This is a genomic window from Desulfosporosinus burensis (assembly GCF_054657535.1).
In genome coordinates this window covers 41,308-67,073 of the sequence record NZ_BAAHYN010000006.1, presented here as the reverse complement: position 1 = coordinate 67,073, position 25,766 = coordinate 41,308, and the positions used below count along the sequence as shown (strand labels likewise).

The following is a 25,766-nucleotide window of genomic DNA, read 5'->3' as shown; positions in this document are numbered from 1 at the left end:
ACAGCTAGGCGAACATATAGCAAGACTTGAAAGCTAATCAAATAACGTAACAACCGCAGAAACTGTAGGGTCTTTTGATAGGAGTTAAGCTAATTTTAATATTTCAGTTTACCTAAACGTTAGGTTATAATAATCACTCTAAATCGTTAAAGGTTATTTCCATGAATTTACGTGTAGTGCTAGAAAAATGCCTAAAGTATTAAATCCTCGCTGTACCAAAACTAAGATTAAGGTTAGTTTGCGCGTTAATACACGCTGAACTAACTTTTTTTATATGCTCATTTAGTGAAACGCTATATAAGAGAATCTAAATGAAACTTTTCTAAATATTATAACTTTCTATTTAAATTATTCATTAGTGAAAATAAACTCAATTATTGAAAATATTTTTGATTTAGTATACTATATGTCTACACAGATCTATGATTTTTTTTTGACCTTACTGGTATGATAGGTCAACCATTCAACGGTTCTTAAGAATCATTGAATGCTTCCTATTTTTAAAAGGGGGTGATCCGTCCAAATTCGCGTAGTAAGCACTTATTTTATCTAAAAAAAATTAGGAGGTTTCTTAATGAACAATGGATTATTAGCCCTTCTTTCCTTACTCCCTATTGCTGTTGTTGGATTATTTCTTGTAGGGTTGAAATGGCCCGCAAGCAAAGCTATGCCGATCTCGTATATCACAGCAGTGGTACTCGCACTTTTTGTTTGGAAAATCCCTGGTGCCCAAGTAGCTGCAGCATCTGTTAATGGAGTTATTGTTGCAGGTACACTCTTATATATCATTTTTGGGGCCATTCTTCTCTTAAATACATTACAGGAAAGTGGAGCGATTCAGGCCATTCGCAGAGGCTTCACCGGAATCACCGCCGATCGAAGAATTCAAGTTATCATTGTGGCTTGGCTCTTTGGTTCCTTTATTGAAGGTGCATCAGGGTTCGGTACCCCTGCTGCTGTTGCTGTTCCTTTGATGGTTGGACTCGGTTTCCCAGCTATGGCTGCCGTCGTCGCTGGAATGATGATTCAGAGTACCCCGGTTTCTTTCGGAGCGGTTGGAACACCGATGCTCGTTGGAGTCAGTACAGGACTTAAAACTCCCGAATTACAGGCTTATGCCGCCTCTTTAGGATTTACCGAGTGGAATACATTCATTGGAGTAGCCATCGCTACCAAAGTTGCTTTCCTTCACTTTGCTGCAGGTGCCCTTATTCCTCTCTTCGTCGTGGCTTTCATGACCCGCTACTTTGGTAAAAACAGATCCTTCAGTGAAGGCCTTAAAATTTGGAAATTTGCAATTTTCTCAGCCTTCGCCATGACTATTCCTTACCTTATCACAGCTAACTTACTCGGACCCGAATTTCCCTCCATTTTTGGTGGACTAACAGGTCTCGCGATTGTTGTTACTGCTGCTAAGAATGGCTTCCTCATGCCAAAAGGTGAAGCTTGGGATTTCGAAGCAAAAGACAGATGGGAACCCGAATGGTCTGGTTCAATTGAGATTAAGGATATTTCCGCTAAGACTAAGATGAGCGGAGTTATGGCTTGGATGCCATATGTTCTCGTTGGATCGTTCCTTGTTCTCTCTCGACTCTCATTCTTACCCTTCGCAGGTTGGCTCAAGAGTTGGACCGTTTCTTGGCCTAAAATTTTCGGAACAGGCATCACAGCCTCCTTTCAACCTTTATACTTACCTGGTACTATCTTTATCGCAGTCTCCCTTATTACGTACTTCTTGCATAAGATGAATGGAACTGGTTATGCCAGAGCATGGAAAGCCTCAGCCATAACGATGCTCGGTGCAGGTTCAGCGCTTATTTTCACCGTCCCAATGGTTCAAGTGTTCATGAATTCGAAAGGTGGAGCAGCTGGACTTAATAGTATGCCGATTGTGCTCGCAGAAGCCGTTGCTGGTTTAGCTGGATCAGCATGGCCAATCTTTGCTCCTTTGATTGGTGGACTTGGTGCATTCGTTGCCGGAAGTAACACGGTTTCCAACATGATGTTCTCCTTGTTCCAGTTCGGTGTAGGGGAACGAATTTTAGTAGACCCAACTTGGATCGTAGCACTGCAAGCAGTGGGTGGAGCCGCAGGAAATGTTATCTGCGTACACAACGTTGTCGCCGCTTCAGCTGTTGTGGGTCTGCTTGGCAAAGAAGGCTATGTTATTCGTAAAACAATGGTCGTATTCGCATATTACGCTTTACTCCCAGGAGCGCTTGGTTATTCGATTCTCTATTCCGCGCAAAGAGGGTTCTTTAATGCCGGAACGATTATTGTTGCAGCGATATGGAGTGTTGTTATCTATATTCTTGCAACTAATAATAGCAGACTTTCCAAACTTCCAAAATAATTCTCTTAGAATAATGACAGATCATTTAAAAGGCTCCTCAGTTCACAGTGAACTGAGGAGCCTTTGACTATGTTTTAGAACGGCCCTAGCTTGCCTCGAACCACCGCTCTGGAGACCATAAACCCTGGACCATATTTTCGCTTAACCTGGTCCAGACTTAGCTACTACGAGCCACTTCTTTTGTGGAAGAAGGCAGTGCTGCTAGGATACATCGCACAGTAACCGCTAAAAGCACAATGAAACCACCTAGCATGGCCAAAAGTCCTGGAGCTTCGCCTAACAGCAAAAATACCCAGACCGGATTCAAGAGTGGTTCGATAACGGGTATAAGAATTGCTTCCAAGGCTGTTACATGCTTTATGGCCTTAGAAAATAGAATATAGGGTATCCCTAGCTGGACAATACCTAAAATCATTAAGTACAACCATCCAGATGTATCCGGTACAGCTTGGGTTAAGAATGGGAGCCCGATTGCTGCGGTGATTATATTTCCTAGCAAAACAGATTCTAACGGAGACCCATCCTTTTGCATCCGCATGAAAATAATAAATAATGCGAAGGTGACACCGCTCACTGCCCCAATTCCATTCCCTAACATACTCTTAGTACTTAGATTATCTAAAAAAAACAAGACCATACCGCCCATAACGAGAAAAATCGTTATCCAGTCCAATAACTTTGTTTTTTCTTTTAATAGCCATGCACTAAATAAGGCAACATAGATTGGTGCGGTAAATTGAAGCAGAACAGCGTTTGCTGCAGTCGTTGTTTTAGTTGCTGTAACAAACAAAATCGAGGTCGCGGCATAGGCTAAAGCTGCCCCAATTTGAGCAAAAGACCAGGTAAGCTTAGGTTTTTTTAGTACTAGTAGGAATAAAACCACCGCGATGGCGCTTCTTGAACCTGCAATAGCCAGCGGATTAGTATCGACAGACTTTATAAGTAATCCCCCGAGGCTCCATAATGTTGCGGTTACAGCTAGAAGCAGTAAAGCCCTTGGCCTTTCTTGAGAATAATTTGAACTATCAATGTCGATCATCATAACCCCCCGCTAAAGTATAGTAAATACCAAAAGTGCTTTTAGCTTCTGGAAAGAATTATACTATAAAACACATAAATAAGATTCATATCGTCGAAGAACTTTTTAAACCTAGAATTAACCAATTCTCGATTACTAAGCAATACACTAAGGACGATTAAAAGGGATAAGAAAAACCGAAGGGGTTTATCTTATCCCTTTTAGCACTTGTTGCCGTAAAGACCTTTTATCTACGCAGAGTTGTCAAACGAAAGACCGTATCAAATCAAATAGCGTTGGAGACTTCTTATCGCACATGGTTAAAACTAAAGTTTGCTAAGTTTAATTTAAGCAAACTCTAGTTTTAAGTTTATGTACTAAATTATACTTAATTTCTAGTGTACAAAAAACGGTTTGACATCCTCAAGGGCCTTTTTTAACCCTTCAATGGCCTGCTCACTCATTCTCCCAGAGTTTATCATCCTTTGGATGAGCTCTTCAGGGGTAATATTCTGCGTTTTCATTGTTGTAATGATCTCTTTCTCATCTTTGGTTAAATCCTTCCATTCTCGCACAGTAACACCTCCGCTTAAAGTTAAACAGTTCCCTGTTTAGTGTCTAGCATTTGAATTGTGGTATTTTTCTATGCACTACTATTTGTTTCACGACTTATCACCATAATCCTCTTCAAATATCGGACGTACTATACGAAGGTACATAATCTCTCGGTAAGTGCGAGCTAATGCCAGCTTTAAAATGGTTAAGGAATACGTTAAAATATTCCCCAATGATCTGCTCTTGTTCTATCTCATCAGTCAACTTAAGAATTTCCATAGCAGCCTCTATAGTACAAAGAGTACCTTTAACGCTACCTCGTCGCAAGCTAAATTTAGATTCACAAGCTGGCTTAATGGAAACAAGCGGTAAATCCTTTAAATAGTCGCTCTTCCGAAATATCCTTCTCGCTTCCTTCCAGGTACCATCAATAAGAATAAATGCGACGACTCCTTCCTCAACCTTATTAACTGTTTTGGCCGCTAATTCCTCACTCTCTGCTGGAAATACTAAATAAGTGTTCCCTCGATGATTAGCGATATTTTCTAACAGTTTTGGTGAAGGATGGGTCCGTTCCCATAAAAAAATCTCAGTTGAGTTAGGATTTATTAACTTCAGTAACCTTCCCGTGCTTGAAGGCCTATATAATTCTCGTTTACTCGCAATGATCCAAAACTTTGCTTTCGTGTTGATGGGAGAAACAATCTTGCATATGCAAGTTAATACTGGCAAACCGCATCGGTTACAGCTTTCATATAAGCGTGTTAACCTTTTTACCTTAAAAGACTCATCCATTTCTTGCCTTCTCCTTAACAATCGTCCTCACTGTTTAGCAGTAATCATTCTGCTTTTTTTGAGACTATAATCCAGCTCTTAATTCTCGCTATGTTAACCCTAGCACAGACTGTAACCGTTATCAACATAATCAAAAACAATAGGAATGTCAGCTAGTAAAAACTGCTTTTTTGCATATAAACATAAAAAATCCCCTTGAAGGGGATTTGATGAGACGGTTTTAAGTGCTTTTATCATAACTATAATTATTCTGTGTACTCATCAACGCTTGGTAAGGCCCGTAACAAGGATGGAATCATACCTATTAAAACTAAGATAATAATTAATTTCATTCTATATACATCTCTTTCTCATTAATATAGTCCTGAGGTCCCTTGATTGTATTTATCATAATCAATATTTGTTACCTTTCGGTGACCTTCATGTGAAGAATATGTGAAGTTTTCAGGTGCTTCAATATTTTTCACCTTTTTTCATTTTGATGATCAAGTCATGATACTTATTTAAAACAATATCCAACCTCTGACTAGCAGCTAAGACTTCCGGATCAGTTAAAGATTTACCCTCTTTTATCTTAAGCATCTTCAAGCGTAATTCTTCGATTTGTTTTAATTTCCTGTCGAGTTCAGACACACATATCCCTCCCCCTTACTTGGGGATTAGTATGCCCGCTTTACCTCATTTTTCCCACAACTTAATGTTCTTTGATCTTTAGCACCGTATTATCATTGAATCCTAATATTCATTAATAATCCTATCATTCTTTCTTAGAATTCCAGGGCCATAGACATAAACCAATCCCAGAAAGTACTAAAGTAACCCCAACCCAGTGATATAAGGCTAAACGTTCCCCGAGCAAAATGCAAGCAAATAATATCCCAAAAATGGGTGCCAGATTCCCAAAGATAGCGGCTTTTCCGCTGCCAATTCGGCTGATTCCCTCAAAATTCAACAAGACGGCTATTCCAGTAACGACACACCCCATATACAGTAAGACTAACATACTTGCGCCAGTAAAATGCCAGTTTGTGTGGAACATTTCCCATATTCCATAGGGTAACAAGAAAATTGTTCCGAAGAAGAGAGAATAGACACTTGTTACAAGCGGTGAGAATTTTAACATTACTCCTTCACCGAGAATTGAAAATAATGAGACTCCCAGAATATTTAGCAGCATAACCAGATCACTCGAACTTAAGTTTAAAGTAAGCAGCCGAGTTATAGACCCTTGAGCAATAACGACTAAGAGACCTGAAAAGGAAAGCGCAATTCCAAGCACTCGTAATTTCGAGGGAACGATTCCCCAGCCAAGGGCTAAGAGTGCAATCGTCATTGCCGGAGTTGTAGCGAAAAAAACAGACACATTTGTAGCTGAGTTATATTGTATTGACCATAAAAATGCCCCATAAGCGACTGTTATCCCGAGAAATCCCATCAGCGCAAAACGATATAAATCTTGCCTACTCGGGGTAGGACTTTGACGTAGGGAACGCCGGGCTAGCGGAAATAATACTAACAGTCCGAACAGCCCCCTCATAACAGCCAAAGCGACTGGTGGGATATCTCCTGCAATCAATCGAGCTGCTACAACATTCCCTCCGAAGAGAAGTGAGGAAAACAGGAGTATTATGTATCCACCAAGCTTAAGACCTTTTGTCTGAATATTAAATTGTTCAATCATTAACTAGCCCCATTTTTCGTATTATTACAATAGATTTACAAGTGTTAAAACTTAATGGTTTGAATTACAGCAAAAAGACCCCGCGTTTCGGGGTTCTTTTTACTACAGTGGCCATACTATTTTTCGGCTTTTTCATGTAGTCTTTCATTTCCTATAAGTAGGATATTCTATCTATTAATAGAATACACCATAGTTGTAAATATTCAAGGGTAATCATGTTAAGAATTTATTAAGTTTACCAATTTTCAACCGTCATGAACACGGGGGAAAGGGAGACTTCCTGACGTGTCTGGAAATTGGTCTCTATTTTAGAGGTGTTTCCATTAAAAATATTCATGCCCTGTTGAAGGTTTTTCGTTAGTTTTAGCGAATTATCTATCTGAGGTGATTTAATTTTGAAGAGTCAATATCTTGTGATTCCAGTCACGGATGAAGAACGCAAACGGTTTAATCATGTATGTTTAAAGTTGGGTATTACCCTTGAGCAATTCTTTAACACTGCGCTTCGTGAAGGGGAAATGGAAATACTTAGCACTGAGGCTTTTAGTCCTGGTGGTACGTTTTGGAATGAAGAACAATCGTTCAAGAAGGACTCTGAATAAGCACTACGATAGCTTACCTTGATCGAGGCTATTTGTATTATCTATATCAAGAAGCGGCGGCACTTAGCCACCGCTTGATTGTTTTCGACTTTGTTATTTTTTTCTTTACTATAACTGACTTTGTAATATAATAGTTTTGGTGCTCAAGCAAACCTATTATGACCCTTATAATTGACAACTGCAAATTTGCGCTGTGCCAGAACGTCACGAAAGGTGGTGAATATATGTCTGACCTGACGAAATCCGACTTAGAAAGTTTAGCCGAAAATCTTGAAAAACGCGCCAATGAGAATGAAAAGCCTGTTACTATGGTAAGCTTTAAAGATCTGTTTACACCGTCTTTTATGGCAAAGCACACACAATTTGCTAATTTTAGCGAACTGCTCGTCTTCGGAGAATTCAATGTGAACAGCTTAGAGGAATTTATGGCTCTTCTCGATGAAAAGTTTGATGCATTTGTAAAGCAAACTACTCAATTTCAAACTTGGGAAGAGATGCAATCAACTGCTGTTGCTGAGTATGTTAAGTCCTTAAACTAATCCTGTAACTGCTAGTTAAACTATTAAGAAGCCATTACTCAAGGTAATGGCTTCTTATAATTTAACTATAAATCAATGAACTTAAATCTGAGACAAAACTTTAGTTTACTAGTTCAAATAATCCTTTTATAGCATTGTAGATAAAGACTTCTCCTGTTTCAATCGTATAGTACATACCTACAATATCAAGCTCTTTCTTGTTAAATCTTTCGACTATAAAGGGGTAGGTTAACAAATGCTTGATCTGTTCTACAATGTTCATCTGCTCTGTGAGCCATTCCCTCTTCATTTGATCATCTTTACTATCCAACTCGTCTAATACCCTTGTCTTAACATTTTCAGCTAGCTCTAACCACTTCTTAACATTAGGAATATTATCAAGCACTGTATCTGGCAGATAAATAGATGCGCATCCACCACAATTCGAGTGACCACAGACTATGATACTTTTTACTTTTAGTACCTGGACGGCATATTCTATGGCGGCAGTTGTTGCTGAAACCATTAAATCCTCGGGTACTTGATGATATTTAGGAATAATATTCGCGATATTTCTGACTACGAATAATTCTCCTGGTAGGGATTTTGTAATTAATTCCGGTACTACCCTTGAATCTGAACATGCAATAAATAAGGTATGGGGTTCCTGCCGATTCTTCAGTCTACAAAACAAATTTTTATGTTCTTCGTAGTCTTGAGTTCTAAATTTAATGACTCCTGCTAAGATACTCTCCATTTAATAACCTCCAAATTTATTGTCAATTAATCAAATCACATAGGTGGCGCTCCAATATTATAAGTTTAATTTTCTACGGCCCTACATATCAACTACAGAAAATGAGAGATTTCTTATTATCCCATAATTGAAGGTTATCATTATGAGCATAGAACGTCAATATGGCATCTATTTAAATTATGTATGGTAAAATATCTCTAAATTGTATTTAATTGTAATTTAAGAAATATTTAATTATCAAAAAGGTGCAATATACGCCGTGTTTATGATCTTAATCCAGTATTTGTCTGAAAATTCAAATATATATACAATTAATAATTCTGTTTTTAATCATTAGATATTGTAATACATTAATTAAATTTTACCACATTAGATATTTTTTAGCCAAAATCCTATAATCAGTTCTACATACTTTCATATATCCTCTACTGTACCGGGTTCTTAAGATTGTGATATACTTAATAGGTATAATAACACTGAGACATAATCACTTAACCTCAATGAAAAAAGGTGTTATCTAAATGAATATTATTACCTATCTTAACGACCTGATTAGGCTCCGTTTCCCCGCCTTAACTCATGACAACTTTCGAATATATTGGCTTGGTCAATGCGTCTCCTTGATTGGTACATGGATGCAAAACATTGGGCAGACCTGGCTGGTCTACTCTCTTACCGGCTCGCCCTTACTTTTGGGGCTATTGGGAGCGACTCAATTTTTACCGATCACGTTCTTTTCTTTATTTGCTGGTGTAGTTATTGACAAATATCCGAAGCGGACTATACTCCTATTGACGCAGCTTATCTCGATGATTTTAGCCTTTACTCTCTCGTTACTGGTTTTCACACACACTGTGAAGTATGAATATATTCTACTGCTAGCCTTCATTTTAGGTTGTTGTAATACGATTGATCTACCTACTCGACAAGCGTTTACATATGAAATGGCTGGCAAAAACGATTTACTCAGTGCGATCGCCTTGAATTCTGCGACGTTTAATCTGGCAAGAATCATTGGTCCGGCAATCGGCGCTCTAATTATGGCGTCTTTTGGAGCGGGTTGGTGCTTTTTCCTAAACGGAGTAAGCTATATAGCAGTCCTAATTAGCTTACTTAAGATCAAGGTGAGTCCCTATGTTAGAAAAAAAGCCTCCAACACCATGTTAAAGGAAATCAAGGACGGATTAAGCTATATCTCACGAGAACCCTCTTTGCTACGGACAATCCTCATGGTTCTAGTCATCGGTTTATTCGTCTTTAACTTTAATATCCTTCTTCCGGTATTCACAAAAGATGTCCTTCATCAAGGGGAACAGGTCTATGGTTTATTGATGTCAACTCTTGGGGTCGGATCATTATTAGGGGCTATAATGGTGTCCATAAAGAGTAAAATTGGTCCCCATTCTAAGATTCTTATTTTTAGTACTCTGATGGTCTCGATCATGTTTATTTTAATTAGCTTCACCAAAACATATTATTACACTGCAATTCTTCTGCTTCTAGGAGGGGTAGCTACTATATGGTTTACTACAAATGCCAACTCAACTCTGCAAATCACCTCAAAAGATGAGTACCGTGGTCGAGTAATGAGCGTCTATTCTTTAGTATTTGCTGGTTCAACCCCCATAGGAAATATGTTTGCTGGCTTTGTAGCTGGTAAGCTTGGCGCGGAAAATGCCTTTTTAATCAGTGGAATCTTAACAATTTCTTCGATTGGAATATTGACGTTCATATTTAAGGTTAAGCAGCAGGAAGTGCCAGTATCTAAAGCCGGGCTCTAACTTAAGTTCTTCTCTTCATAAATTAAAAGTACTTACTATATAGCAAATAAGCTCCTGCAATCACGCCAGGGATAGCACACGCAAGCAGGTAGGCATAGATGGTTGGTTTGATTAGGTCCTTCCATACGCTATATTTAGTCATTCACGATCACCTCAGATTATCTATGTCCTGATTAAGACATCCTAAGGAAAACCCGGCTCGTGCCCTGTAGTTGGTCACGAGCTGGGTTTTCCTTTAATTATTTAGTGTGGAATTGATCTTGGCTTCCTTCCATAATCTGCTTATTATGAACTATTTCATCGACTTCTAATGTAAGCATTCCCCCCTTAGCGTTTTTGCGCCCGTCTTTGCCATACTTAGGTGTACTTTCATCATTCACAACGCTCACTACCCCTGCAGGCTCCCAAGGCTGGCGGTTTAGTTGGGAAGCATGCTCCTTGTTATTTTCATTACTCATTACTTATTGCCTCCTCTATGTTAGTTTTAAGTCTCATTTGAGATTCCTTCCAACATTATAGATTTCCCTATAGAACTATTATTACTCGCATATATTGTGGATCAGGTTGGAAAACTTCTCTAAACATAGGTATCCAATCATGTTCTTTTAGACATAATAATAAAGCTAAACTAATTTTTGATAGAGGACAGAGGCGATGTTATGAGTATACAACAACTTTATACCAACCCGGACCCAACAATCCCCATGCCTCCGTATACGGAATTGCTCTTCGTGGAGGATCAGTTACAGATCGTGCTCGAAAAAGCTGATGGCCTAATTAAAGAAACCTGCGTTAGCTTATTGCAATCGGGAGGCAAACGGATCCGACCGCTCCTCACCCTTTATAGTGGTCTGTGTATTGCTCCCCTTAATCCAGCGATGATCCAAGCAGCTGTTGCGGCAGAACTTATTCACATGGCTTCTTTGATTCATGACGATGTGATTGATGAATCTGCTACTCGACGTGGGAAGCCAACCGTAAATTCATTATATGGTAACCATGCAGCAATACTTACCGGTGATTACCTCTTTGCTGAAGCCTTTAATATTCTAACGACTCACCGGCTGCTAAACAGTATGACTTACCTCGTCGAAGCAATTCAAGCCATGTGTCACGGAGAAGTTAATCAAGCAAATGATCAATTCTCAAGTCTAGCAGGAATACAACACTATTTTAATCGCATCGCCAATAAAACGGGTATTCTTTTGGCAGCTTGTTGTCAGTCCGGTGCCTACCTTGCTGGTGCTGATTCAGAAGAAATTGTTTTAATGAGGGACTACGGACTAAACGTTGGCTATGCCTATCAGATAACTGATGACATTCTTGATATTAGTGGAGATTCAAGTTCCCTAGGCAAACCTGTTGGAGCGGATATCATGAATGGAAACGTAACGCTTCCCTTGCTTTACCTTTTAGATAATCCTATCTATGGGAATTGGCTCAAAGAAATTCTGAGTACTCGTATGGTATCTGCACAAGGCACTCAAAGTATTAAGGAAGCTCTTATTCGTACTGGATGTCTAGAGCAGGCTCAGGCGACTGCTACCCAATGTATCGATATTGCTAAAGCTTGTCTTACTACAATCCCCTTAAGTCCCTATAAATCAACCTTAACTGAATTGGCCGATTCCATCTTATACCGTCAAACATAACTTTTGCTCACATATTTGCTTACAGAAATACCCTCCAATGGTTTAGATGTTTATTCTAACCATTGGAGGGCTCTCTAGTTGTACCCAAGCTACAGGTCTCCGTTTACTGCTTCAAGCCAAGGTGTTCCTTGCCTTATCCTTATAATGCCTTCCCTTTTCTTAAAAGACGACATAACCTGAAGAGCAGATTTACTTCCCATCCACTATCCTTTAGTAGTTGTTTACTTATGGACCGTATTTCTCTGTCGCTGCCTTTTTCATCAGACAAATACATGGCTAAAAGTCCTTGAACAACGATGCGATGAAACTTTGGATACTCAAGCTTTTCCGCTTGAGTAAAAGAATTTTCAACAAAGAGTTGAAGCCGCTCGTGGAGCATTTCGTTATGTTCATAATAAGCTACAAAATTTAATTGATTCGTCTCTTTATCTTCGCGCAAATCAATAAAATAGTCCATTAATATGTGAAGCCCGCAAATCCATGGAAAGTAAGCTTGCTTGATTTCCTTGCCTTGGGTTACTGATAATTGCGGATCGAAAGCGGCAGCGTATAGACAAAAAATCCCTAGGGTTGACCCTGATGCCGCAGCAAATTCCCAGGCTGTTATCTTCGAATCGCTCAATAAGTTTGGCCTGATCCAGTCTAACATTTTCGATTCTCGTTCTTCAATCGCTAAGTGTTTATAGGTCTGTAAGCACGAGTAAAGCTTAGCGAGCCCTATCCCTTCCTCTTGAACTATGTCGTAGGAGGGAAGGCCTTTTAGGCTATTCTGACAGGTTGTAACCAACCGTACTAGATACCCTCCATCTTCTCGATAAGGATAATACTCGTAGTAATCTGATGGAACCGCTTGTGGGTTTAAGGCTTCATGCATGGCTAAGTGCAATTGAGCAAATGCTTTTTCATCTCGAATCTCAAGGCTGTCGACTAAATTATCAAGATAATCACTCATAGTTTGATAAGCAACAATGAATTGAATAGTGGCTTCCAAATCCACGCCAGGGTAAAGTGCATAAATACTTCCTCCTTGGCAATGAAATGCTTTGGTGCGGATACTCTCCGTTGCTTGCCTACTCAAGCGGGCATCAGTTAACTGGGCGGCTAAACATTGCCAACCTTCAAGTTCTCGTTTAACCAAGGGAAAAACCTTTGAGACATATTGATAAATCAGCTTTACTGGACTAATGGTTCTATGGTTTAAATTAAGCATCCTTCAATCCCTTTCAAAAAACATACATACATACATACATACATACATACATACATACATACTATATCCTCATTCGGGCAATTCTATATCTGTTACATAGATCGAAAGGAGAATTATCATGAATAATTCAAAACCTGAGTTAACTGCTAAAAATTTAGCCATCTTAAACGACCAAATCGGGGCGGAAGCACTACTTGTTCATAAGTTCGCCCAAGCTGCACAATCCGTTCAAGACCAAGCAATAAGTTCACAACTAGCAAACATGTCTGGGCAACATCGAAAGCATTATGATACCTTGCTTAATTATCTAAATTCACACCAATAATTATGAAAGGAAGGGTTATATATGACAATGCAATCTATCCTAACAGAACAAGAAATTGTAACTGACCTGCTTACGTCCGAGAAACACCATACTTCCACGATAAATACCTTTATCACTGAATCAACCTGCTCTAATTTAAGGCAAAACTTAAAAGATATTCTCAATGAAGAACATAGTATTCATGAAAATATATACAATTTAATGAATCAAAAAGGTTGGTATCCTACCAGCGATGCTCAAGCTCAAGAAGTTCAAAAAGTTAAGGATAAGTTTAATTCGTTACAGGTTTGATAATTAAGAGTATTATCCTATAACTCTAATCTTAATACAAAGACGGAGCTAAAATAGCTCCGTCTTTGTATATCTCTCACTTTTCTGATTTAACTTCTTTTATGTCTTCGGTTTTATCTCCCTCACTGGAAGATTTGAATTCTTTAATCCCTTTACCCAGTGCTTTTCCTAATTCCGGCAACTTTCCTGGTCCGAAAATCACTAAAGCAATGACAAGAACAATACCTGCTGTCATAGGTGTGATTAATCCAAACGTTGTTAGCAAAATTGTCCACCTCCATCATTAACAACCAATCCCATAAAATAATGTATACTTTATAGAATTAGCAAATCTGTCTATGTTTATCCTATCGTATTGAAGGACAACACGCAAGATCTTTTTAATGGAAACTTTCTAGATCTGACAAATGATCCACAAGTTTCTTAATAGGCTTATTGATAATTTATGAACATTTGTTTAGTAAGGGTGCTTACTTTCTTTTTCCTGGAAAAGGCTTTCATATCCAAGATACAATTTCCAGATTATTTCCCAAAGTTCGCCTTGTGCTTCAGTTACTTTTAAGCCTAGGTTCTTGGCCTCCCGACGACCGATTGGATATCCATGCGAAAAGTATCCTTCAGTTAATGCTTGAGTTACATTCTGAACTTGTTCTGGAAGATCTTTCAACATATAGCGTGATAATAAAGTTTCCGCATATTGCCGGGATGCCTTGACGGTTTTTTCATAGTCTCCAATGAGCCAAGGATCAAGCATGTTTAACAGTGGCGTCACAAGTAAAGCTGCCACTTCCAAATCAGCACAGTTGCTGATGGAACGTTTTAAATAATCCAGACAATGCCAAACTGCCTGAACCGGTATCAACACATCCTTATAAACTGGATGTTTGACAAGAGGGTCAATCGGTCCAAGTTCGGAGAAAGGTCCCATAACGACTTCATCTGCTCCAAGGACAAGCATTGAAGCCGCTGATTTAGCAACAAACGGCACAATCACAGCGAACTCTTCGCAAAACTCTCGGATTAGCATGACAACCTTATAAGGAGTATCCACACACCCCCCATAACTATGCAGAATTAGGTCAATTCTTTGAGTATGACCGATTTCCGCTAGTTGTTTATAGAGAGGGACTAAAATTGTGTCATCAAGTGGTGTATAAGAAAAATAGACTAAGACTTTGGAATCCCGCAATTCTTCTAAACGCTTAATATAAGCATGCCGTTCCTCAGCTTCCAAACCAATTACCTCCCAGCCCCATCCTCACATACCATATTATTCCATTATTCCCTGCATGGTGAGTACTGAGAGAACATATATAATGTTTTATTAGGTGAAAGTTTCTGCATAGATCTTTGCAATTACCCCTGGGAAAATAACCTATAGAATCGATCTTACATAGAACTAACCTCCTTGTTAACTTAGTATTAACAAGGAGGTACTACTTGAGATTAATAATTTGGCCCGGTATTATTCAGGCTTTTTAGGTATAACGTCTTTCGTTAAGCCTGCTTGATCATGACAGCTCTGGCAATATGACTCGCCACCAAGCCCTTTCTTTTCATGACAGGTATAACATTGTTTCCAAGGCTGTTGATTGTTTAAGACAGCGTAACCATGCCCTTTGGGTCCATTGATCCAGATATCTTTTGGAATTGAGGCATGCGGATTTGAAGAATCCCTAGTCTGCGAAATATAAAGTATCGCTACCAAAGCCGCCAATAAGCTGAACGTGATAAGAGTTCTTATGATGCGTTTGCGTTCCATTCAGGAAGGCACCCCTTTTAATCCACAGAGTTTTTCACTTCTTTGAGCAATCCTACACAATTCTAAAACATTACTAACTTGTTTTCATTTAAAAAACATACTAATTCGAACATCGTGCATCGTGTTTCGGGCCTCGATTTTGCTAGAGTGTTTTAAGCACTGTTCGGGCTTGTTCTAATGTTTGGTCAATGTCTGATTCTGTATGTGCCGTGGATAAAAAGACGGCTTCAAATTGACTGGGGGCTAAGTAAATACCATGTTCCAACATTCCGCGGAAGTACTTGGCAAAACGCTCGACATCTGATGTGCAGGCGCTAGCAAAATCCTTGACTGGAACGTCTGTAAAGAAAGGGGAAAACATGGCCCCGATGGTATTCACCCAAAGGGGGAGTCCAGCCTCTTGGGCGAGTTGTTTTAAACCTTCAGCCAGTCGGGTTGTTTTACTTGTTAAGGCTTCATAGGTTCCCGGTTGTTGTAACAGCCTTAAGGTCGCTAATCCGGCGTTCATCGCTAACGGATTACCCGAAAGGGTTCCCGCTTGATAGATTGGGCCACTAGGAGAAATTTGTTCCATAAAACGGCGTTTCCCGCCGTAGGCTCCAACTGGAAGTCCGCCGCCAATCACTTTACCTAGGCAAGTTAAATCCGGATCAATCCCAAAATAGGCCTGTGCTCCACCATAACTAACCCTAAAACCAGTCATCACTTCGTCAAAAATCAGTAACGCTCCATGCTCTTTTGTTAATTGGCGAACTCCCTGTAAGAACCCTTCTTCGGGTAAGACCACACCCATATTTCCTGTGACGGGTTCGAGAATCACAGCTGCGATCTCTTCCCCTTCACTCTGAAAAATATCTTTTAACCCTTGAAGGTCATTAAAACGAGCGGAAATTGTGGTGGCCGCGGTTTGAGCTGGAACTCCTGGTGAGGTTGGAACCCCAAAGGTCAGAGCTCCACTTCCCGCCTTAATCAAGAGCTGGTCGGAGTGCCCATGATAACATCCTTCAAATTTGACGATTTTAGTTCTGCCTGTAACGCCACGTGCTAAGCGCAAAGCACTCATCGTGGCTTCCGTTCCAGAGTTAACCATGCGTACCATCTCCATAGATGGAAAGGCCCTCAGAACTTCTTCAGATAATTCGCTTTCAACTTCGGTAGGAGCACCATAGCTCGTTCCTCGCTCTGCCACTCGCTTGATGGCCTCGACCACGTTCGGGTGGGCATGTCCGACGATCAGTGGACCCCAAGAACCGACGAAGTCAAGATAACGATTGCCATCGATATCCCAAATATGAGCACCTTCACCCCGGTCTATGAATACCGGATCACGCCCTACGGATTTAAAGGCCCTTACTGGTGAATTTACGCCCCCTGGAATAACCTTCTGGGCCCGGAGAAATGCTTGGTGGCTTTTTTCATTCACAAAATTCATGTGAATGCCCCCTTTCTAGTTTATCTCTTCTTCTAGAAAATATTGCATACTGCTCTTTTTTAATTCCGCTGTACTAAAAAGCATAGAATATGTCTTTACCCCGGTTGCCAGAGAAATCTTCCTCATGACTTCTCCGCAATCCTCAACAGTTCGTCCATGGATCATAGTAAAGAGGTTGTACGGCCAATCGGGCAAGGTTGGTCTTTGGTAGCAATGGCTAACTTCCTTAAAGCGTGCCATTATTTCCCCAACCTCAGCTGCCTCTTCAGGATTAACCTGCCAAACCCCCATGGCATTGGCGACGAAGCCTGCTTTCTGATGTCGCAGCACGGCGCCAAACCGGCGAGTAACTTCGGCATTTAATAGACGATTTGCACAAGCAATAACCTTTTCTACAGGCCACTGGAGCTTTTCAGCCAGGACAGTGAAGGGAGTCGGGGAATCTGGCAGATTCCCCTGGAGCACTCGAATCAGGGCGATGTCTTCGTTGGTTAAGTTATAAGGAAATACGTTTTCTTTTTGTGCACTGCGTAAATCGGCATCTCCGAAAGTATCTAGACCTTCTTCAGGCGACGATTCCTCGTCGGATAAGTCAAAATCAAAATTAACATTTATTTTGAACAATCGAATGGCTGGAAGGCTAAACACGTTCGGTACTCCAGAGACTTCGCGAATAGTATGAAGGATACTTTCAGCGATAGCCTGAGAACGGGCAATAAGCGTAAACCAGACATTATACTCGTGGTTACGAATATAGTTGTGAGTCACTCCAGGAATGCCCTCTAAAAGATTGGCTAAGATGGGAATCTTCTCTACTGGAACCTTCGCCGCGCATAAGGTACTATAGTACCCTAAACTGCGAGAATCGAAGATTCCGCCTAAACGGCGAATAATTCCTTCTTGCCGAAGCCTTTGAATTCGTTTAAAAGCATCGTCCTCTGTCGTCCCTACAGCTTCTCCGAGGATCTGGTAGGGATGAACGGCAATCGGAAAACGGTCTTGGATGGCATTCAGTAGGGCTCGATCTATTGAATCCATACTAAATCCCTTCCTCCCGTGGTATAAGCACCAAGGTTCCTCCGCCATGTAATCCCCTTCATTATAGAACGCGGCTCGTGCACGGCAACCACCACAGGCGCGCTTAAACCCGCAGGAACCGCAACCGCCTTTATAATCGAGTGTACGCAGAGTATTAAAAACTTCATGGTTACGCCAAATTTCATCAAACGGCGTCTCCCGAACATCCCCTAACGGGATATTTAAATAAGCACAAGGTTGGACTTGACCTTTGGGTCCGATGATGCAATAGTGTGTTCCTGCCAAACAACCCCGACTAAAGCGCATATCGATACCCATTTGTTTAGCGATACGCATAAACTGAGGGGCACAGGTTGGCTTTAGTTCAATATCGACGGTTTGCTGTTTTTTCATAATTCGAGTTAGCATTTCCTCATAGGCCTCCGCCTTGAGGGTCTCTTCTTCAATCGAGACCGCTCGGCCTGTTGGAACAAGAAAAAAGAAATGGTGGGCAACGGCACCCAATTCGACCGCAAAATCTGTAATTGCTTCCACTTCATGCGCATTCCAATCCATAATCGTCGTGTGAATTTGGAACGGGAGGCCAACTTCTTTACAGATTTTCATTCCCCGAACCGCGCCCTCCCACGCCCCAGGAAATTTGCGGAATTCATCATGTTTTTGCTTGTCCAGAGAGTCTAAGGAAATACCCATACCCATAGCACCAGCCTCTTTTAGTTGCTGGGCCAGTTCTAGGGTTATTAGAGTGCCGTTCGTGCCAAAGACAGGGCGTAACCCCAGTGACGTCGCGTAAGCCACTAATTCTACGATATCCGTCCTCATCAGAGGCTCTCCGCCGCTAAAAATCATAATCTTAAAACCAGCTTTAGCAATTTGCTCAAGCAAGGTCTTGGCTTCGGCGGTATTGAGTTCGTCTTCTGCTTGGCATCCGGCATCACGGTAACAATGGTCACAATACATATTACAGGCATTCGTGGTATTCCAAGAAACGATCATACATGTCCCCCCTCCCTAAGCCAATTTGCAACGTCTAAGGCATGATAGGTAATCAACAAATCTGCTCCTGCCCGCTTCATGCTTATCAACGCCTCCATGACAATACGTTTCTCGTCAATCCAGCCGTTCGCTGAGGCCGCTTTTACCATCGCGTATTCACCGCTGACATTATACGCAGCAACAGGCACTCCGCATTTCTCTTTGGTACGATAGATAATATCTCCATAAGCCATGGCGGGCTTTACAATAATCAGGTCGGCACCCTCTTCAATATCTAACTCCGTCTCCCGCATGGCCTCATTGCCATTGGCAGGATCCATCTGATAGGTTCGACGATCTCCAAACTGAGGGGTTGATCCTGCCGCTTCCCGAAAAGGTCCGTAAAAACCGGAGGCAAACTTCGCTGAATAAGCCATAATGGGAATATGAGAAAATCCTTCTTTGTCTAACCCTTCCCTGATTGCAGCAACTCGCCCATCCATCATATCCGACGGGGCAACCATGTCTGCACCAGCCTGGGCATGGGAAAGAGCGGCCTGAGCAAGCAGTTTTAGGGTTGGATCGTTCAGGACTTGCCCATTCTCAATTAAGCCGCAATGCCCGTGATCCGTATATTCGCACAGGCAGACATCTGTAATTACGTAGAGTTCGGGGTAATGCTTTTTGGCTAAACGTACAGCCTCTTGAACAATCCCGTGTTCATGGTAAGCACCTGACCCCACATCATCCTTGCTCTCCGGAATTCCGAAGAGCAAGACGGCTGGGATCCCTAGTTTCACAACCTCTTGAAGTGCTATCACGAATTCATCGAGTGAAAAGTTATAAACGCCTGGCATGGAGGAAATCTCCACCTTTTTTTTCTCACCCGGCATAACAAACATAGGGTATATTAAGTCCTCAACTCTGACATGGTTTTCCCGTACCATGTTTCGAATGGTTTCATTGGCCCGTAAACGGCGGGGGCGCCTTTTAAGTTCCATGGTTAGAACCTCCTAAATGATCACTTAATTCCGATTTCTTCGTCCGTCAAGTAGCATGCTGGATCGGATTCCCAGAAGTCTCCGGTGACGGCTTCGGCACGGGTCCGGAAATTACCGTTACACATGTCTAGGTATTGACAGGCTGCACAGCGTCCTTTGAGTAGGGCTTTACGGTCCTTTAGTCCTGATAAGATGGGATGGGTCACATCTGTCCAGATCTCTGCAATTTTGCGTTCGCGGACATTTCCAAACGAGATATGTTGAGTGAATTGGTCTGGGTGGACGTTCCCTAATGGGTCAACTTCACCGAAGGCAATACCCGAACGGTTTCCGCCATTGAAACCAATTAGATGCTTGATTCTTTCGGCCCTGGTCGGATCTTCTTTTAACGCTTGGATGTACATATATACTCCATCGCAATGGTTATCGACGGTAAGAATTTCTTTTTTCAGGCCGCGTGCTTCGAAGTCTCGAGTCCGACGAATAATCGTATCCATCGCCTGACGAGATTCTTCCCGCGTTACATCTTCTGCGATCATTTGGTTACCACGGCCCGAATAGACCAGATGGTAAAAGCAAACCCGGTCAATATTTTCTTCTTCTATGAAATCAAAGATCTTGTCTAGTTCTTTAATATTGTGGTGATTAATTGTAAAACGAAGACCTACCCTTTGGTCCACAGCGACACAGTTTTGAATTCCTTGCATTGCCGCCTTAAAGGCACCTTCTTTTCCTCTGAACTTGTCATTAACATCTGCAAGCCCGTCCAGTGAGATCCCAACATAGGAGATCCCAATGTCTTTAATGCGCCTCGCCACTTCAGGCGTAATCAATGTGCCATTGGTAGAGAGTGTTGCCCGAAGCCCTTTAGAAATTGTATACTCGGCAAGTTCGAAAAAATCTGGCCGAATAAGCGGCTCGCCTCCGGAGAAAAGTAGAACGGGAGATTTGAATTCAGCAAGGTCATCAATAAAGCGCTTAGCTTCTTCAGTGCCCATTTCTCCTTCATATTTTTGAGCATCAGATTCCATATAACAATGTGCACATTTTAAGTTACAGGTCTTGGTCGAGTTCCAAACAACAACTGGCCCAGAAAGTGTGGTCGTTCCGTTTCGAGCACCGTGAGAGTCTTTATTGTAACGCAGAGAGTCTCCGAAATAGTCGGTATCAAATAAAAGCTTGGTTACGCTGATCATGGTTTATTTCCCTCCACTAATATTTCTACCAATCCACTAATAGTATATTGAGCTGCTTCTTTGAAAATTGTAAGACCAAGTTCTTGAGCAGTTGCACTCGTGATCGGTCCGATAGAATAGAGCGAAACATTGTCCAATAAAGAGACGTCACCATCGATTAGAGTTATAAAGTTACGTACTGTCGAAGAACTTGTAAAAGTAACTGAATGAATCGCTTTATCTCCTAGCAAGCTCTTCAATTCATCACGGTTTGCTCCGCCAATGACCGTCTTATAAACCGGTACATCCCAGACATCCACACCCATGGACTTAAGGGATTCTGGCAAAACTGCTCTTGCTTCTTCTGCTCTGGCCAGTAATACTCTTTGACCGGAGGATATACGGCTGGCTAAACCCTCAACGATTTTCTCGGCCCGGAACTCTTCCGGTACATAAGCAGCACGTAATCCTCTTTGTTCAATGGCCACTTTCGTAGCAGGTCCAATGGCGACAATTTCCAGGCCCACCAGATCTCGAACGTCTCGCTCTTGCCGCTTAAGCTCGGCAAAAAAGGCTTCAACTCCGTTAACACTGGTAAAGATGAGCCATTGGAACTCTTTAAGATTGTCTATGGCTTTTAGCAAAAACGAGTTGTCCGAGGGAGGAACAATTTCAATCATTGGAAATTCCCAAGCTTCTCCTCCCAAATCTTCAATCGCTTGAGATAACTCGCTCGCCTGATGGCGTGCCCGAGTTACAATGATCCGTTGTCCAAACAGTGGTTTCTTTTCAAACCACTGGAGTTTTTCTCGTAATGTTACGACATCTCCGACGATGATGATAGAAGGGTTCGTAAAACCCTGTTCTTTAACCTCAGTTGCAATAGTATCCAGTTGCCCCACGAGGGTACGTTGCTCCGGCCGAGTACCCCATTGGATAATTCCCACTGGAGTTGTTGGCTTTTTGCCATTTTCCATCAGTTTCTGAGAAATCATAGGCAGATTCTGCATACCCATCAGGAAAACAAGGGTTCCGTGTGATTGGGCAAGGTGGTCCCAATGAATGGTTGTTTCATTTTTGGTGGGATCTTCATGTCCCGTGATGACTGCAAACGAGGTTGTTAAATCTCGATGTGTGACTGGGATACCAGCGTAGGCTGGGACAGCAATCGCGGAAGTGATGCCTGGTACCACTTCAAACTGAATGCCTGCCTTGAGTAAAGCTTCTGCTTCCTCACCTCCCCTACCAAAAACAAAAGGATCTCCCCCTTTCAGGCGAGTCACAATTTTTCCTTCTAGGCCTTTATCGACAAGGACTTGGTTAATTTCTTCTTGTCTAAGGGTGTGGCGATCTGGAGATTTTCCGACATAAATAAGTTCACAATCCGGGCGGGCTAACGTTAAAAGGCGTCGCGAAGCTAAGCGATCATAGACTAAGACATCTGCTTTAGCAATACATTCTGACCCTTTAAGGGTTATCAACTTCGGATCTCCTGGACCTGCACCGACTAAAAATACATATCCCTTACTCAAACCTAACACTCCTATTCAATCATGTTACAAAGCTTTATTATATTATATGCTAGATTGAAGTATCTTTAAATAGCGAAGCACCGCGAGACACGTCCTTTTCCTGCCGTGCATGCGACAGCGGGGCGGAACACAGGACGTGATCCGCCGGCCATGGGGCATGGACGACGGCACAGGACGTGCCTAGTGCAGAGTGCGCCAAGGATGGCATAGCACACTGCCGCCGCTTTGGCCGAAACACATGTGTTTCGCCCCGCCCTCTTTCATAAAACCGCTTGAGCCCTAGTTTGGCCCACGACATTACGAGGTGAGCGTTGTAACGCAAGTTCCCTATCGTATTTCCGCAAGTATGGTTAAGGCCCCTTGGTCAACCAATCGATTGGCGACCTCGATACCCACCGCTTCAGGGTCAACGCCCTGGGCTTCCGCTTTAATCAAGTGGACTCCATCTAGGCTCGCTACCATCCCTCGAAGTATAATCTGTCCATTTACAACTTGAGCTAAAGCTCCAATGGGGACTTGACAACCGCCTTCAAGTTTGCGCATTAAAGCACGTTCAGCACGAACTGCCTGTTCCGTAGCAATATCATTAAGCGGAGACAGTAATTCATGAATATCAGAGCGTTTCTCCACAATTTCAATAGCGACTGACCCTTGTCCAACCGCAGAAAGCATAATCTCTTCTGGCAGAATCTGAGTGATTCGCTCTTCCCAGCCAAGCCGTTTCACACCTGCCGCCGCAAGTACAATCCCATCCATCTCAGACTCTTGTAACTTCTTCCAGCGTGTTTGAAGATTTCCACGTAGATCCATAAAATTTAGGTCGGGCCGATAGTTTTTGAGTTGGGCTTTTCGCCGCAGACTGCTTGTACCGATCATCGCCCCAGAGGGTAATTCCTCGAGAGTCATCCCGTTCTTGCTTAAAAAAACGTCCCTCGGTTCCTCTCGTTCGCAAAAAGTGCTAATCGTTAACCCCTCTGGCAACTTGGTTGGCATATCTTTGAGACTATGAACTGCCATGTCAAGTTCATCATTCAATAGCCCCAGTTCCAATTCCTTGGTAAACAATCCTTTGTCCCCGATTTTGGAAAGGGGGACATCTAAGATCTTATCTCCTTTGGTTTTCATAGGAACGAGCTCAAATTGAAGGTTAGGGTAAAACTTACTTAGTTGGGTTTTCACCCAATTGGCTTGCCATACTGCCAATTGGCTATCACGAGTTCCAATTTTGATGGTCTTCATTCGGCTTCTGCCCTCCCACGGTGCACGTGTCCGGGATGTTGACTCATGGTTTTAGAAGATCGCTTTTCTTCTTCCTCAACATCCAAATCAAAAAGGTTTTGTAGAATTTCTGTATAAAGATGGCCTTGGCTCGTCGAAGCATACTCTTTGAGATTTGTGATGGGCACGTGCAAGAGATGGTTGACGATAGAATTAGCCATCGAACGGACGATTTTTTCTTGTTTAGACGTTAAACCGCTTAAGCGTTCAAAGGCGCGCTCAAGCTGTAATTCTTTAATTTTTTGCCCTTTTTGCTGCAACGCGACGATCGTCGGAACAACAAACAACGAATTATGCCATTTGAGAAAGTGTCCCATTTCCTCATCAATAATTTTCTCTGCATTTAGAGCCGCTAGTTCACGTTCCTGATGATGGCGATCAATAACCCCTCGTAGATCGTCGATATCAAATAATGTAACAAAGGGAATGTCTCCTACTTCTGGATGAATGTCACGCGGTACCGCAATGTCAATCAGCAGCATAGGACGTTCTTTTCGTTTCGCCATAACTTCTTGAATACGTTGGGGTAACAAGACAAAATGTTTGGAAGCCGTGGCAGAAATCACGATATCTACTTCTTCTAAGTATTGATCCATATCATCATACCGAATAGCACGACCAGAAATTTCTTGGGCCAGGTTAAGGGCTTTTTCATAGGACCTATTAGAGACCAAGACCGTTGAAGCTCCGGCTGCAACCAGGTTTTTAGCAGTCAGAGTACTCATTTCCCCAGCTCCCATGATCAAAATTCCTTTGCCTGCCAGTTCTCCAAATTGTTGTTTGGCAAGCTCTACCGCAGTATAGCTGATCGATACCGGGTGCTGGTCTATTAAGGTTTCCGTGCGTATCCGTTTACCCACGGCTAGGGCAGTCTGGAAAAAAACGTTAATTGCTTTATTGGTGACAGCTGCCTCATTCGCCTGTTCATAGGCACTAGCAACCTGTCCTATGATTTGAGTCTCTCCCCGAACCATGGAATCTAAACCGGAAGTCACCCGAAATAAGTGGCGCACAGCATCATATAAGGTGTGAACATATAAGTATTGATTAAACACCTTCTCCTCGATCCCATGTTGGCTAGCCAAGAACTTTTTAATGGAAACAATCCCCACCTCAACCTCGGTTGTGGCGGCGTAAATTTCAGTACGATTACAGGTGCTGAGGATTAGAACTCCTTCTAGCCCTGGGTAACTTTTTAGCCTTTTTAGAGCCTCCTTCATTTGGGAAGGATGAAAACTCATTTTTTCTCTAATTTCTACAGGCGCGCTTCGGTGATTTAATCCAATAGCGACAGGAAACACGTTTCAACCACTCCTTCCGCCTCGGCTAACCGCTGAGCTTTAATGAGTTTCCTCACTTCTCCGTCCGTAGCGCGATCCCAAAAAACACTTCTCTTTTCAGGTGACAAGTCTTTCTTAGCTTTAGTTCGCCAATTTTTAAGCAGGGTGAGATAGTCTGCCATCTCATTGCCATACACGGTTTCTAACTCAGCGCGAACTTGTCGTGCCACGATGGGACTACTTCCCCCTGTAGAGACCGCAATTTTCAGATCTCCACGTTCCATAATTGATGGAACAATGAAACTACATTTTACAGGGTCGTCCACAACATTTACCGGCCGATAGTGAGCTTTAGCATCACGAGACACTTGAGCATTAACTTCATCTACTTCTGTACATGAAAAAACAAGCATAGCATCTTGAATATCTTCAGTGGAATAGTTTTTTTCTGCCCAAAAACATGTTTTTTCATCGATCAGTTCCTTAAGCTCTCGAACAAGACTTGGCGAGACAATACGTACCAAAGCTCCATGATGCAAAAGAGTTTGAACCTTGCGTAAAGCTATGCTTCCGCCTCCAACGACCAAAACTGGTAGAGTATTTAGGTCCATAAATATTGGATAATACTGCGACATAAACTATAGTCACCTTCTCCACTTTTCTCCCTATTCCAATTCGTTCTTTTATGACAATTTCCCTGCTCAATAACAAAACATTTATAAAAGAAAAGTTAACGTTTCGTTGTGCATTTGAAC

At 41.9% G+C, this 25,766-nt stretch carries 26 protein-coding genes and 1 pseudogene; 7 read left to right on the top strand and 20 right to left on the bottom strand.

Annotated features, from left to right (window positions below; all coding sequences use genetic code 11):
* The first annotated feature begins 574 nt into the window (after positions 1–574).
* On the top strand, positions 575–2,353 hold the full coding sequence (locus tag ACYQ3Q_RS11725) for an L-lactate permease (protein ID WP_459928730.1): 1,779 nt from the start codon (positions 575–577) through the stop codon (positions 2,351–2,353).
* 157 nt (positions 2,354–2,510) lie between these two features.
* Here ACYQ3Q_RS11725 and ACYQ3Q_RS11720 read toward each other — a convergent pair whose 3' ends face one another.
* The 5 genes from ACYQ3Q_RS11720 to ACYQ3Q_RS11700 all read right to left on the bottom strand — a co-directional run bounded on the left by ACYQ3Q_RS11720 (position 2,511) and on the right by ACYQ3Q_RS11700 (position 6,402).
* Entirely contained in the window at positions 2,511–3,392 is an 882-nt protein-coding gene (locus tag ACYQ3Q_RS11720; RefSeq protein ID WP_459928729.1) for a DMT family transporter, read from the bottom strand.
* Positions 3,393–3,766: 374 nt separating this feature from the next.
* Positions 3,767–3,946: a hypothetical protein gene (locus tag ACYQ3Q_RS11715; protein WP_459928728.1), complete on the bottom strand. Its 180-nt coding sequence runs from the start codon at positions 3,944–3,946 to the stop codon at positions 3,767–3,769.
* Between the two features lie 112 nt (positions 3,947–4,058).
* The gene (locus ACYQ3Q_RS11710) at positions 4,059–4,721 is read right to left on the bottom strand and encodes a tRNA-uridine aminocarboxypropyltransferase (RefSeq protein WP_459928727.1); all 663 of its coding nucleotides are present in this window, start codon (positions 4,719–4,721) and stop codon (positions 4,059–4,061) included.
* 453 nt (positions 4,722–5,174) lie between these two features.
* Positions 5,175–5,354: an aspartyl-phosphate phosphatase Spo0E family protein gene (locus ACYQ3Q_RS11705; RefSeq protein ID WP_459928726.1), complete on the bottom strand. Its 180-nt coding sequence runs from the start codon at positions 5,352–5,354 to the stop codon at positions 5,175–5,177.
* 124 nt (positions 5,355–5,478) lie between these two features.
* Complete coding sequence (locus ACYQ3Q_RS11700) at positions 5,479–6,402, bottom strand: DMT family transporter (RefSeq protein WP_459928725.1); 924 nt, start codon at positions 6,400–6,402, stop codon at positions 5,479–5,481.
* A 395-nt stretch (positions 6,403–6,797) separates the two neighbouring features.
* On the opposite strand from ACYQ3Q_RS11700, the gene ACYQ3Q_RS11695 reads away from it, so the two are divergent.
* Positions 6,798–7,004 carry a hypothetical protein gene (locus ACYQ3Q_RS11695; protein ID WP_459928724.1) on the top strand — a complete coding sequence of 69 codons (207 nt, stop codon included), beginning with the start codon at positions 6,798–6,800 and terminating at the stop codon, positions 7,002–7,004.
* Positions 7,005–7,228: 224 nt separating this feature from the next.
* Positions 7,229–7,543: a hypothetical protein gene (locus ACYQ3Q_RS11690; RefSeq protein WP_459928723.1), complete on the top strand. Its 315-nt coding sequence runs from the start codon at positions 7,229–7,231 to the stop codon at positions 7,541–7,543.
* A gap of 100 nt (positions 7,544–7,643) precedes the next feature.
* Here the strand turns inward: ACYQ3Q_RS11690 and ACYQ3Q_RS11685 are convergent, their stop codons facing one another.
* The gene (locus ACYQ3Q_RS11685) at positions 7,644–8,279 is read right to left on the bottom strand and encodes a carbonic anhydrase (protein ID WP_459928722.1); all 636 of its coding nucleotides are present in this window, start codon (positions 8,277–8,279) and stop codon (positions 7,644–7,646) included.
* A gap of 521 nt (positions 8,280–8,800) precedes the next feature.
* On the opposite strand from ACYQ3Q_RS11685, the gene ACYQ3Q_RS11680 reads away from it, so the two are divergent.
* Positions 8,801–10,060 carry an MFS transporter gene (locus ACYQ3Q_RS11680; RefSeq protein ID WP_459928721.1) on the top strand — a complete coding sequence of 420 codons (1,260 nt, stop codon included), beginning with the start codon at positions 8,801–8,803 and terminating at the stop codon, positions 10,058–10,060.
* Between the two features lie 239 nt (positions 10,061–10,299).
* Here the strand turns inward: ACYQ3Q_RS11680 and ACYQ3Q_RS11675 are convergent, their stop codons facing one another.
* On the bottom strand, positions 10,300–10,518 hold the full coding sequence (locus tag ACYQ3Q_RS11675; RefSeq protein ID WP_459928720.1) for a hypothetical protein: 219 nt from the start codon (positions 10,516–10,518) through the stop codon (positions 10,300–10,302).
* Positions 10,519–10,719: 201 nt separating this feature from the next.
* Here ACYQ3Q_RS11675 and ACYQ3Q_RS11670 point away from each other — a divergent pair, with 201 nt between their 5' ends.
* Entirely contained in the window at positions 10,720–11,712 is a 993-nt protein-coding gene (locus ACYQ3Q_RS11670) for a polyprenyl synthetase family protein (RefSeq protein ID WP_459928719.1), read from the top strand.
* A gap of 139 nt (positions 11,713–11,851) precedes the next feature.
* Here the strand turns inward: ACYQ3Q_RS11670 and ACYQ3Q_RS11665 are convergent, their stop codons facing one another.
* Positions 11,852–12,922, bottom strand: a complete 1,071-nt coding sequence (locus ACYQ3Q_RS11665) for a tetraprenyl-beta-curcumene synthase family protein (protein WP_459928718.1) — start codon at positions 12,920–12,922, stop codon at positions 11,852–11,854.
* A 118-nt stretch (positions 12,923–13,040) separates the two neighbouring features.
* Here ACYQ3Q_RS11665 and ACYQ3Q_RS11660 point away from each other — a divergent pair, with 118 nt between their 5' ends.
* Both ACYQ3Q_RS11660 and ACYQ3Q_RS11655 read left to right on the top strand, forming a co-directional pair.
* Positions 13,041–13,247, top strand: coding sequence for a hypothetical protein (locus tag ACYQ3Q_RS11660; protein WP_459928717.1), 207 nt, complete (start codon positions 13,041–13,043; stop codon positions 13,245–13,247).
* Between the two features lie 21 nt (positions 13,248–13,268).
* Entirely contained in the window at positions 13,269–13,538 is a 270-nt protein-coding gene (locus ACYQ3Q_RS11655; protein ID WP_459928716.1) for a spore coat protein, read from the top strand.
* Between the two features lie 76 nt (positions 13,539–13,614).
* Here ACYQ3Q_RS11655 and ACYQ3Q_RS11650 read toward each other — a convergent pair whose 3' ends face one another.
* The 12 genes and pseudogenes from ACYQ3Q_RS11650 to ACYQ3Q_RS11595 all read right to left on the bottom strand — a co-directional run bounded on the left by ACYQ3Q_RS11650 (position 13,615) and on the right by ACYQ3Q_RS11595 (position 25,646).
* Entirely contained in the window at positions 13,615–13,803 is a 189-nt protein-coding gene (locus ACYQ3Q_RS11650) for a twin-arginine translocase TatA/TatE family subunit (protein ID WP_459928715.1), read from the bottom strand.
* 192 nt (positions 13,804–13,995) lie between these two features.
* Positions 13,996–14,772 carry an SDH family Clp fold serine proteinase gene (locus tag ACYQ3Q_RS11645; protein WP_459928714.1) on the bottom strand — a complete coding sequence of 259 codons (777 nt, stop codon included), beginning with the start codon at positions 14,770–14,772 and terminating at the stop codon, positions 13,996–13,998.
* A 231-nt stretch (positions 14,773–15,003) separates the two neighbouring features.
* On the bottom strand, positions 15,004–15,300 hold the full coding sequence (locus tag ACYQ3Q_RS11640) for a hypothetical protein (RefSeq protein WP_459928713.1): 297 nt from the start codon (positions 15,298–15,300) through the stop codon (positions 15,004–15,006).
* Positions 15,301–15,442: 142 nt separating this feature from the next.
* Complete coding sequence (gene hemL, locus ACYQ3Q_RS11635; RefSeq protein ID WP_459928712.1) at positions 15,443–16,732, bottom strand: glutamate-1-semialdehyde 2,1-aminomutase; 1,290 nt, start codon at positions 16,730–16,732, stop codon at positions 15,443–15,445.
* A 15-nt stretch (positions 16,733–16,747) separates the two neighbouring features.
* On the bottom strand, positions 16,748–17,770 hold the full coding sequence (gene ahbB / locus ACYQ3Q_RS11630; protein WP_459929029.1) for a siroheme decarboxylase subunit beta: 1,023 nt from the start codon (positions 17,768–17,770) through the stop codon (positions 16,748–16,750).
* Positions 17,771–17,776: 6 nt separating this feature from the next.
* A pseudogene (gene nirJ2, locus ACYQ3Q_RS11625) lies at positions 17,777–18,766 on the bottom strand (putative heme d1 biosynthesis radical SAM protein NirJ2); the annotation flags it as partial.
* Positions 18,763–19,746 (bottom strand): porphobilinogen synthase, encoded by a 984-nt coding sequence (gene hemB, locus ACYQ3Q_RS11620; protein WP_459928711.1) that lies wholly within the window; start codon positions 19,744–19,746, stop codon positions 18,763–18,765. The gene hemB and the pseudogene nirJ2, both read right to left, overlap by 4 nt.
* 20 nt (positions 19,747–19,766) lie before the next feature.
* The gene (nirJ1, locus tag ACYQ3Q_RS11615; RefSeq protein WP_459928710.1) at positions 19,767–20,942 is read right to left on the bottom strand and encodes a putative heme d1 biosynthesis radical SAM protein NirJ1; all 1,176 of its coding nucleotides are present in this window, start codon (positions 20,940–20,942) and stop codon (positions 19,767–19,769) included.
* Complete coding sequence (cobA, locus tag ACYQ3Q_RS11610; protein WP_459928709.1) at positions 20,939–22,453, bottom strand: uroporphyrinogen-III C-methyltransferase; 1,515 nt, start codon at positions 22,451–22,453, stop codon at positions 20,939–20,941. Before cobA ends, nirJ1 begins: the two co-directional genes overlap by 4 nt.
* A gap of 327 nt (positions 22,454–22,780) precedes the next feature.
* Entirely contained in the window at positions 22,781–23,692 is a 912-nt protein-coding gene (gene hemC, locus ACYQ3Q_RS11605) for a hydroxymethylbilane synthase (RefSeq protein ID WP_459928708.1), read from the bottom strand.
* Positions 23,689–25,032, bottom strand: a complete 1,344-nt coding sequence (hemA, locus tag ACYQ3Q_RS11600) for a glutamyl-tRNA reductase (protein ID WP_459928707.1) — start codon at positions 25,030–25,032, stop codon at positions 23,689–23,691. Before hemA ends, hemC begins: the two co-directional genes overlap by 4 nt.
* On the bottom strand, positions 25,008–25,646 hold the full coding sequence (locus ACYQ3Q_RS11595; protein WP_459928706.1) for a precorrin-2 dehydrogenase/sirohydrochlorin ferrochelatase family protein: 639 nt from the start codon (positions 25,644–25,646) through the stop codon (positions 25,008–25,010). The genes hemA and ACYQ3Q_RS11595 overlap by 25 nt, the downstream gene beginning before the upstream one ends.
* Positions 25,647–25,766: the final 120 nt, after the last annotated feature.

Excerpts from the sequence above, each read along its gene's own strand:
- ACYQ3Q_RS11725 (WP_459928730.1), top strand. The coding sequence starts at position 575 with ATGAACAATGGATTATTAGCCCTTCTTTCCTTACTCCCTATTGCTGTT.
- ACYQ3Q_RS11720 (WP_459928729.1), bottom strand. The coding sequence starts at position 3,392 with ATGATCGACATTGATAGTTCAAATTATTCTCAAGAAAGGCCAAGGGCT.
- ACYQ3Q_RS11710 (WP_459928727.1), bottom strand. The coding sequence starts at position 4,721 with ATGGATGAGTCTTTTAAGGTAAAAAGGTTAACACGCTTATATGAAAGC.
- ACYQ3Q_RS11700 (WP_459928725.1), bottom strand. The coding sequence starts at position 6,402 with ATGATTGAACAATTTAATATTCAGACAAAAGGTCTTAAGCTTGGTGGA.
- ACYQ3Q_RS11690 (WP_459928723.1), top strand. The coding sequence starts at position 7,229 with ATGTCTGACCTGACGAAATCCGACTTAGAAAGTTTAGCCGAAAATCTT.
- ACYQ3Q_RS11685 (WP_459928722.1), bottom strand. The coding sequence starts at position 8,279 with ATGGAGAGTATCTTAGCAGGAGTCATTAAATTTAGAACTCAAGACTAC.
- ACYQ3Q_RS11680 (WP_459928721.1), top strand. The coding sequence starts at position 8,801 with ATGAATATTATTACCTATCTTAACGACCTGATTAGGCTCCGTTTCCCC.
- ACYQ3Q_RS11675 (WP_459928720.1), bottom strand. The coding sequence starts at position 10,518 with ATGAGTAATGAAAATAACAAGGAGCATGCTTCCCAACTAAACCGCCAG.
- ACYQ3Q_RS11670 (WP_459928719.1), top strand. The coding sequence starts at position 10,720 with ATGAGTATACAACAACTTTATACCAACCCGGACCCAACAATCCCCATG.
- ACYQ3Q_RS11665 (WP_459928718.1), bottom strand. The coding sequence starts at position 12,922 with ATGCTTAATTTAAACCATAGAACCATTAGTCCAGTAAAGCTGATTTAT.
- ACYQ3Q_RS11660 (WP_459928717.1), top strand. The coding sequence starts at position 13,041 with ATGAATAATTCAAAACCTGAGTTAACTGCTAAAAATTTAGCCATCTTA.
- ACYQ3Q_RS11655 (WP_459928716.1), top strand. The coding sequence starts at position 13,269 with ATGACAATGCAATCTATCCTAACAGAACAAGAAATTGTAACTGACCTG.
- ACYQ3Q_RS11640 (WP_459928713.1), bottom strand. The coding sequence starts at position 15,300 with ATGGAACGCAAACGCATCATAAGAACTCTTATCACGTTCAGCTTATTG.
- hemL (WP_459928712.1), bottom strand. The coding sequence starts at position 16,732 with ATGAATTTTGTGAATGAAAAAAGCCACCAAGCATTTCTCCGGGCCCAG.
- ahbB (WP_459929029.1), bottom strand. The coding sequence starts at position 17,770 with ATGGATTCAATAGATCGAGCCCTACTGAATGCCATCCAAGACCGTTTT.
- hemB (WP_459928711.1), bottom strand. The coding sequence starts at position 19,746 with ATGGAACTTAAAAGGCGCCCCCGCCGTTTACGGGCCAATGAAACCATT.
- nirJ1 (WP_459928710.1), bottom strand. The coding sequence starts at position 20,942 with ATGATCAGCGTAACCAAGCTTTTATTTGATACCGACTATTTCGGAGAC.
- hemC (WP_459928708.1), bottom strand. The coding sequence starts at position 23,692 with ATGAAGACCATCAAAATTGGAACTCGTGATAGCCAATTGGCAGTATGG.
- ACYQ3Q_RS11595 (WP_459928706.1), bottom strand. The coding sequence starts at position 25,646 with ATGTCGCAGTATTATCCAATATTTATGGACCTAAATACTCTACCAGTT.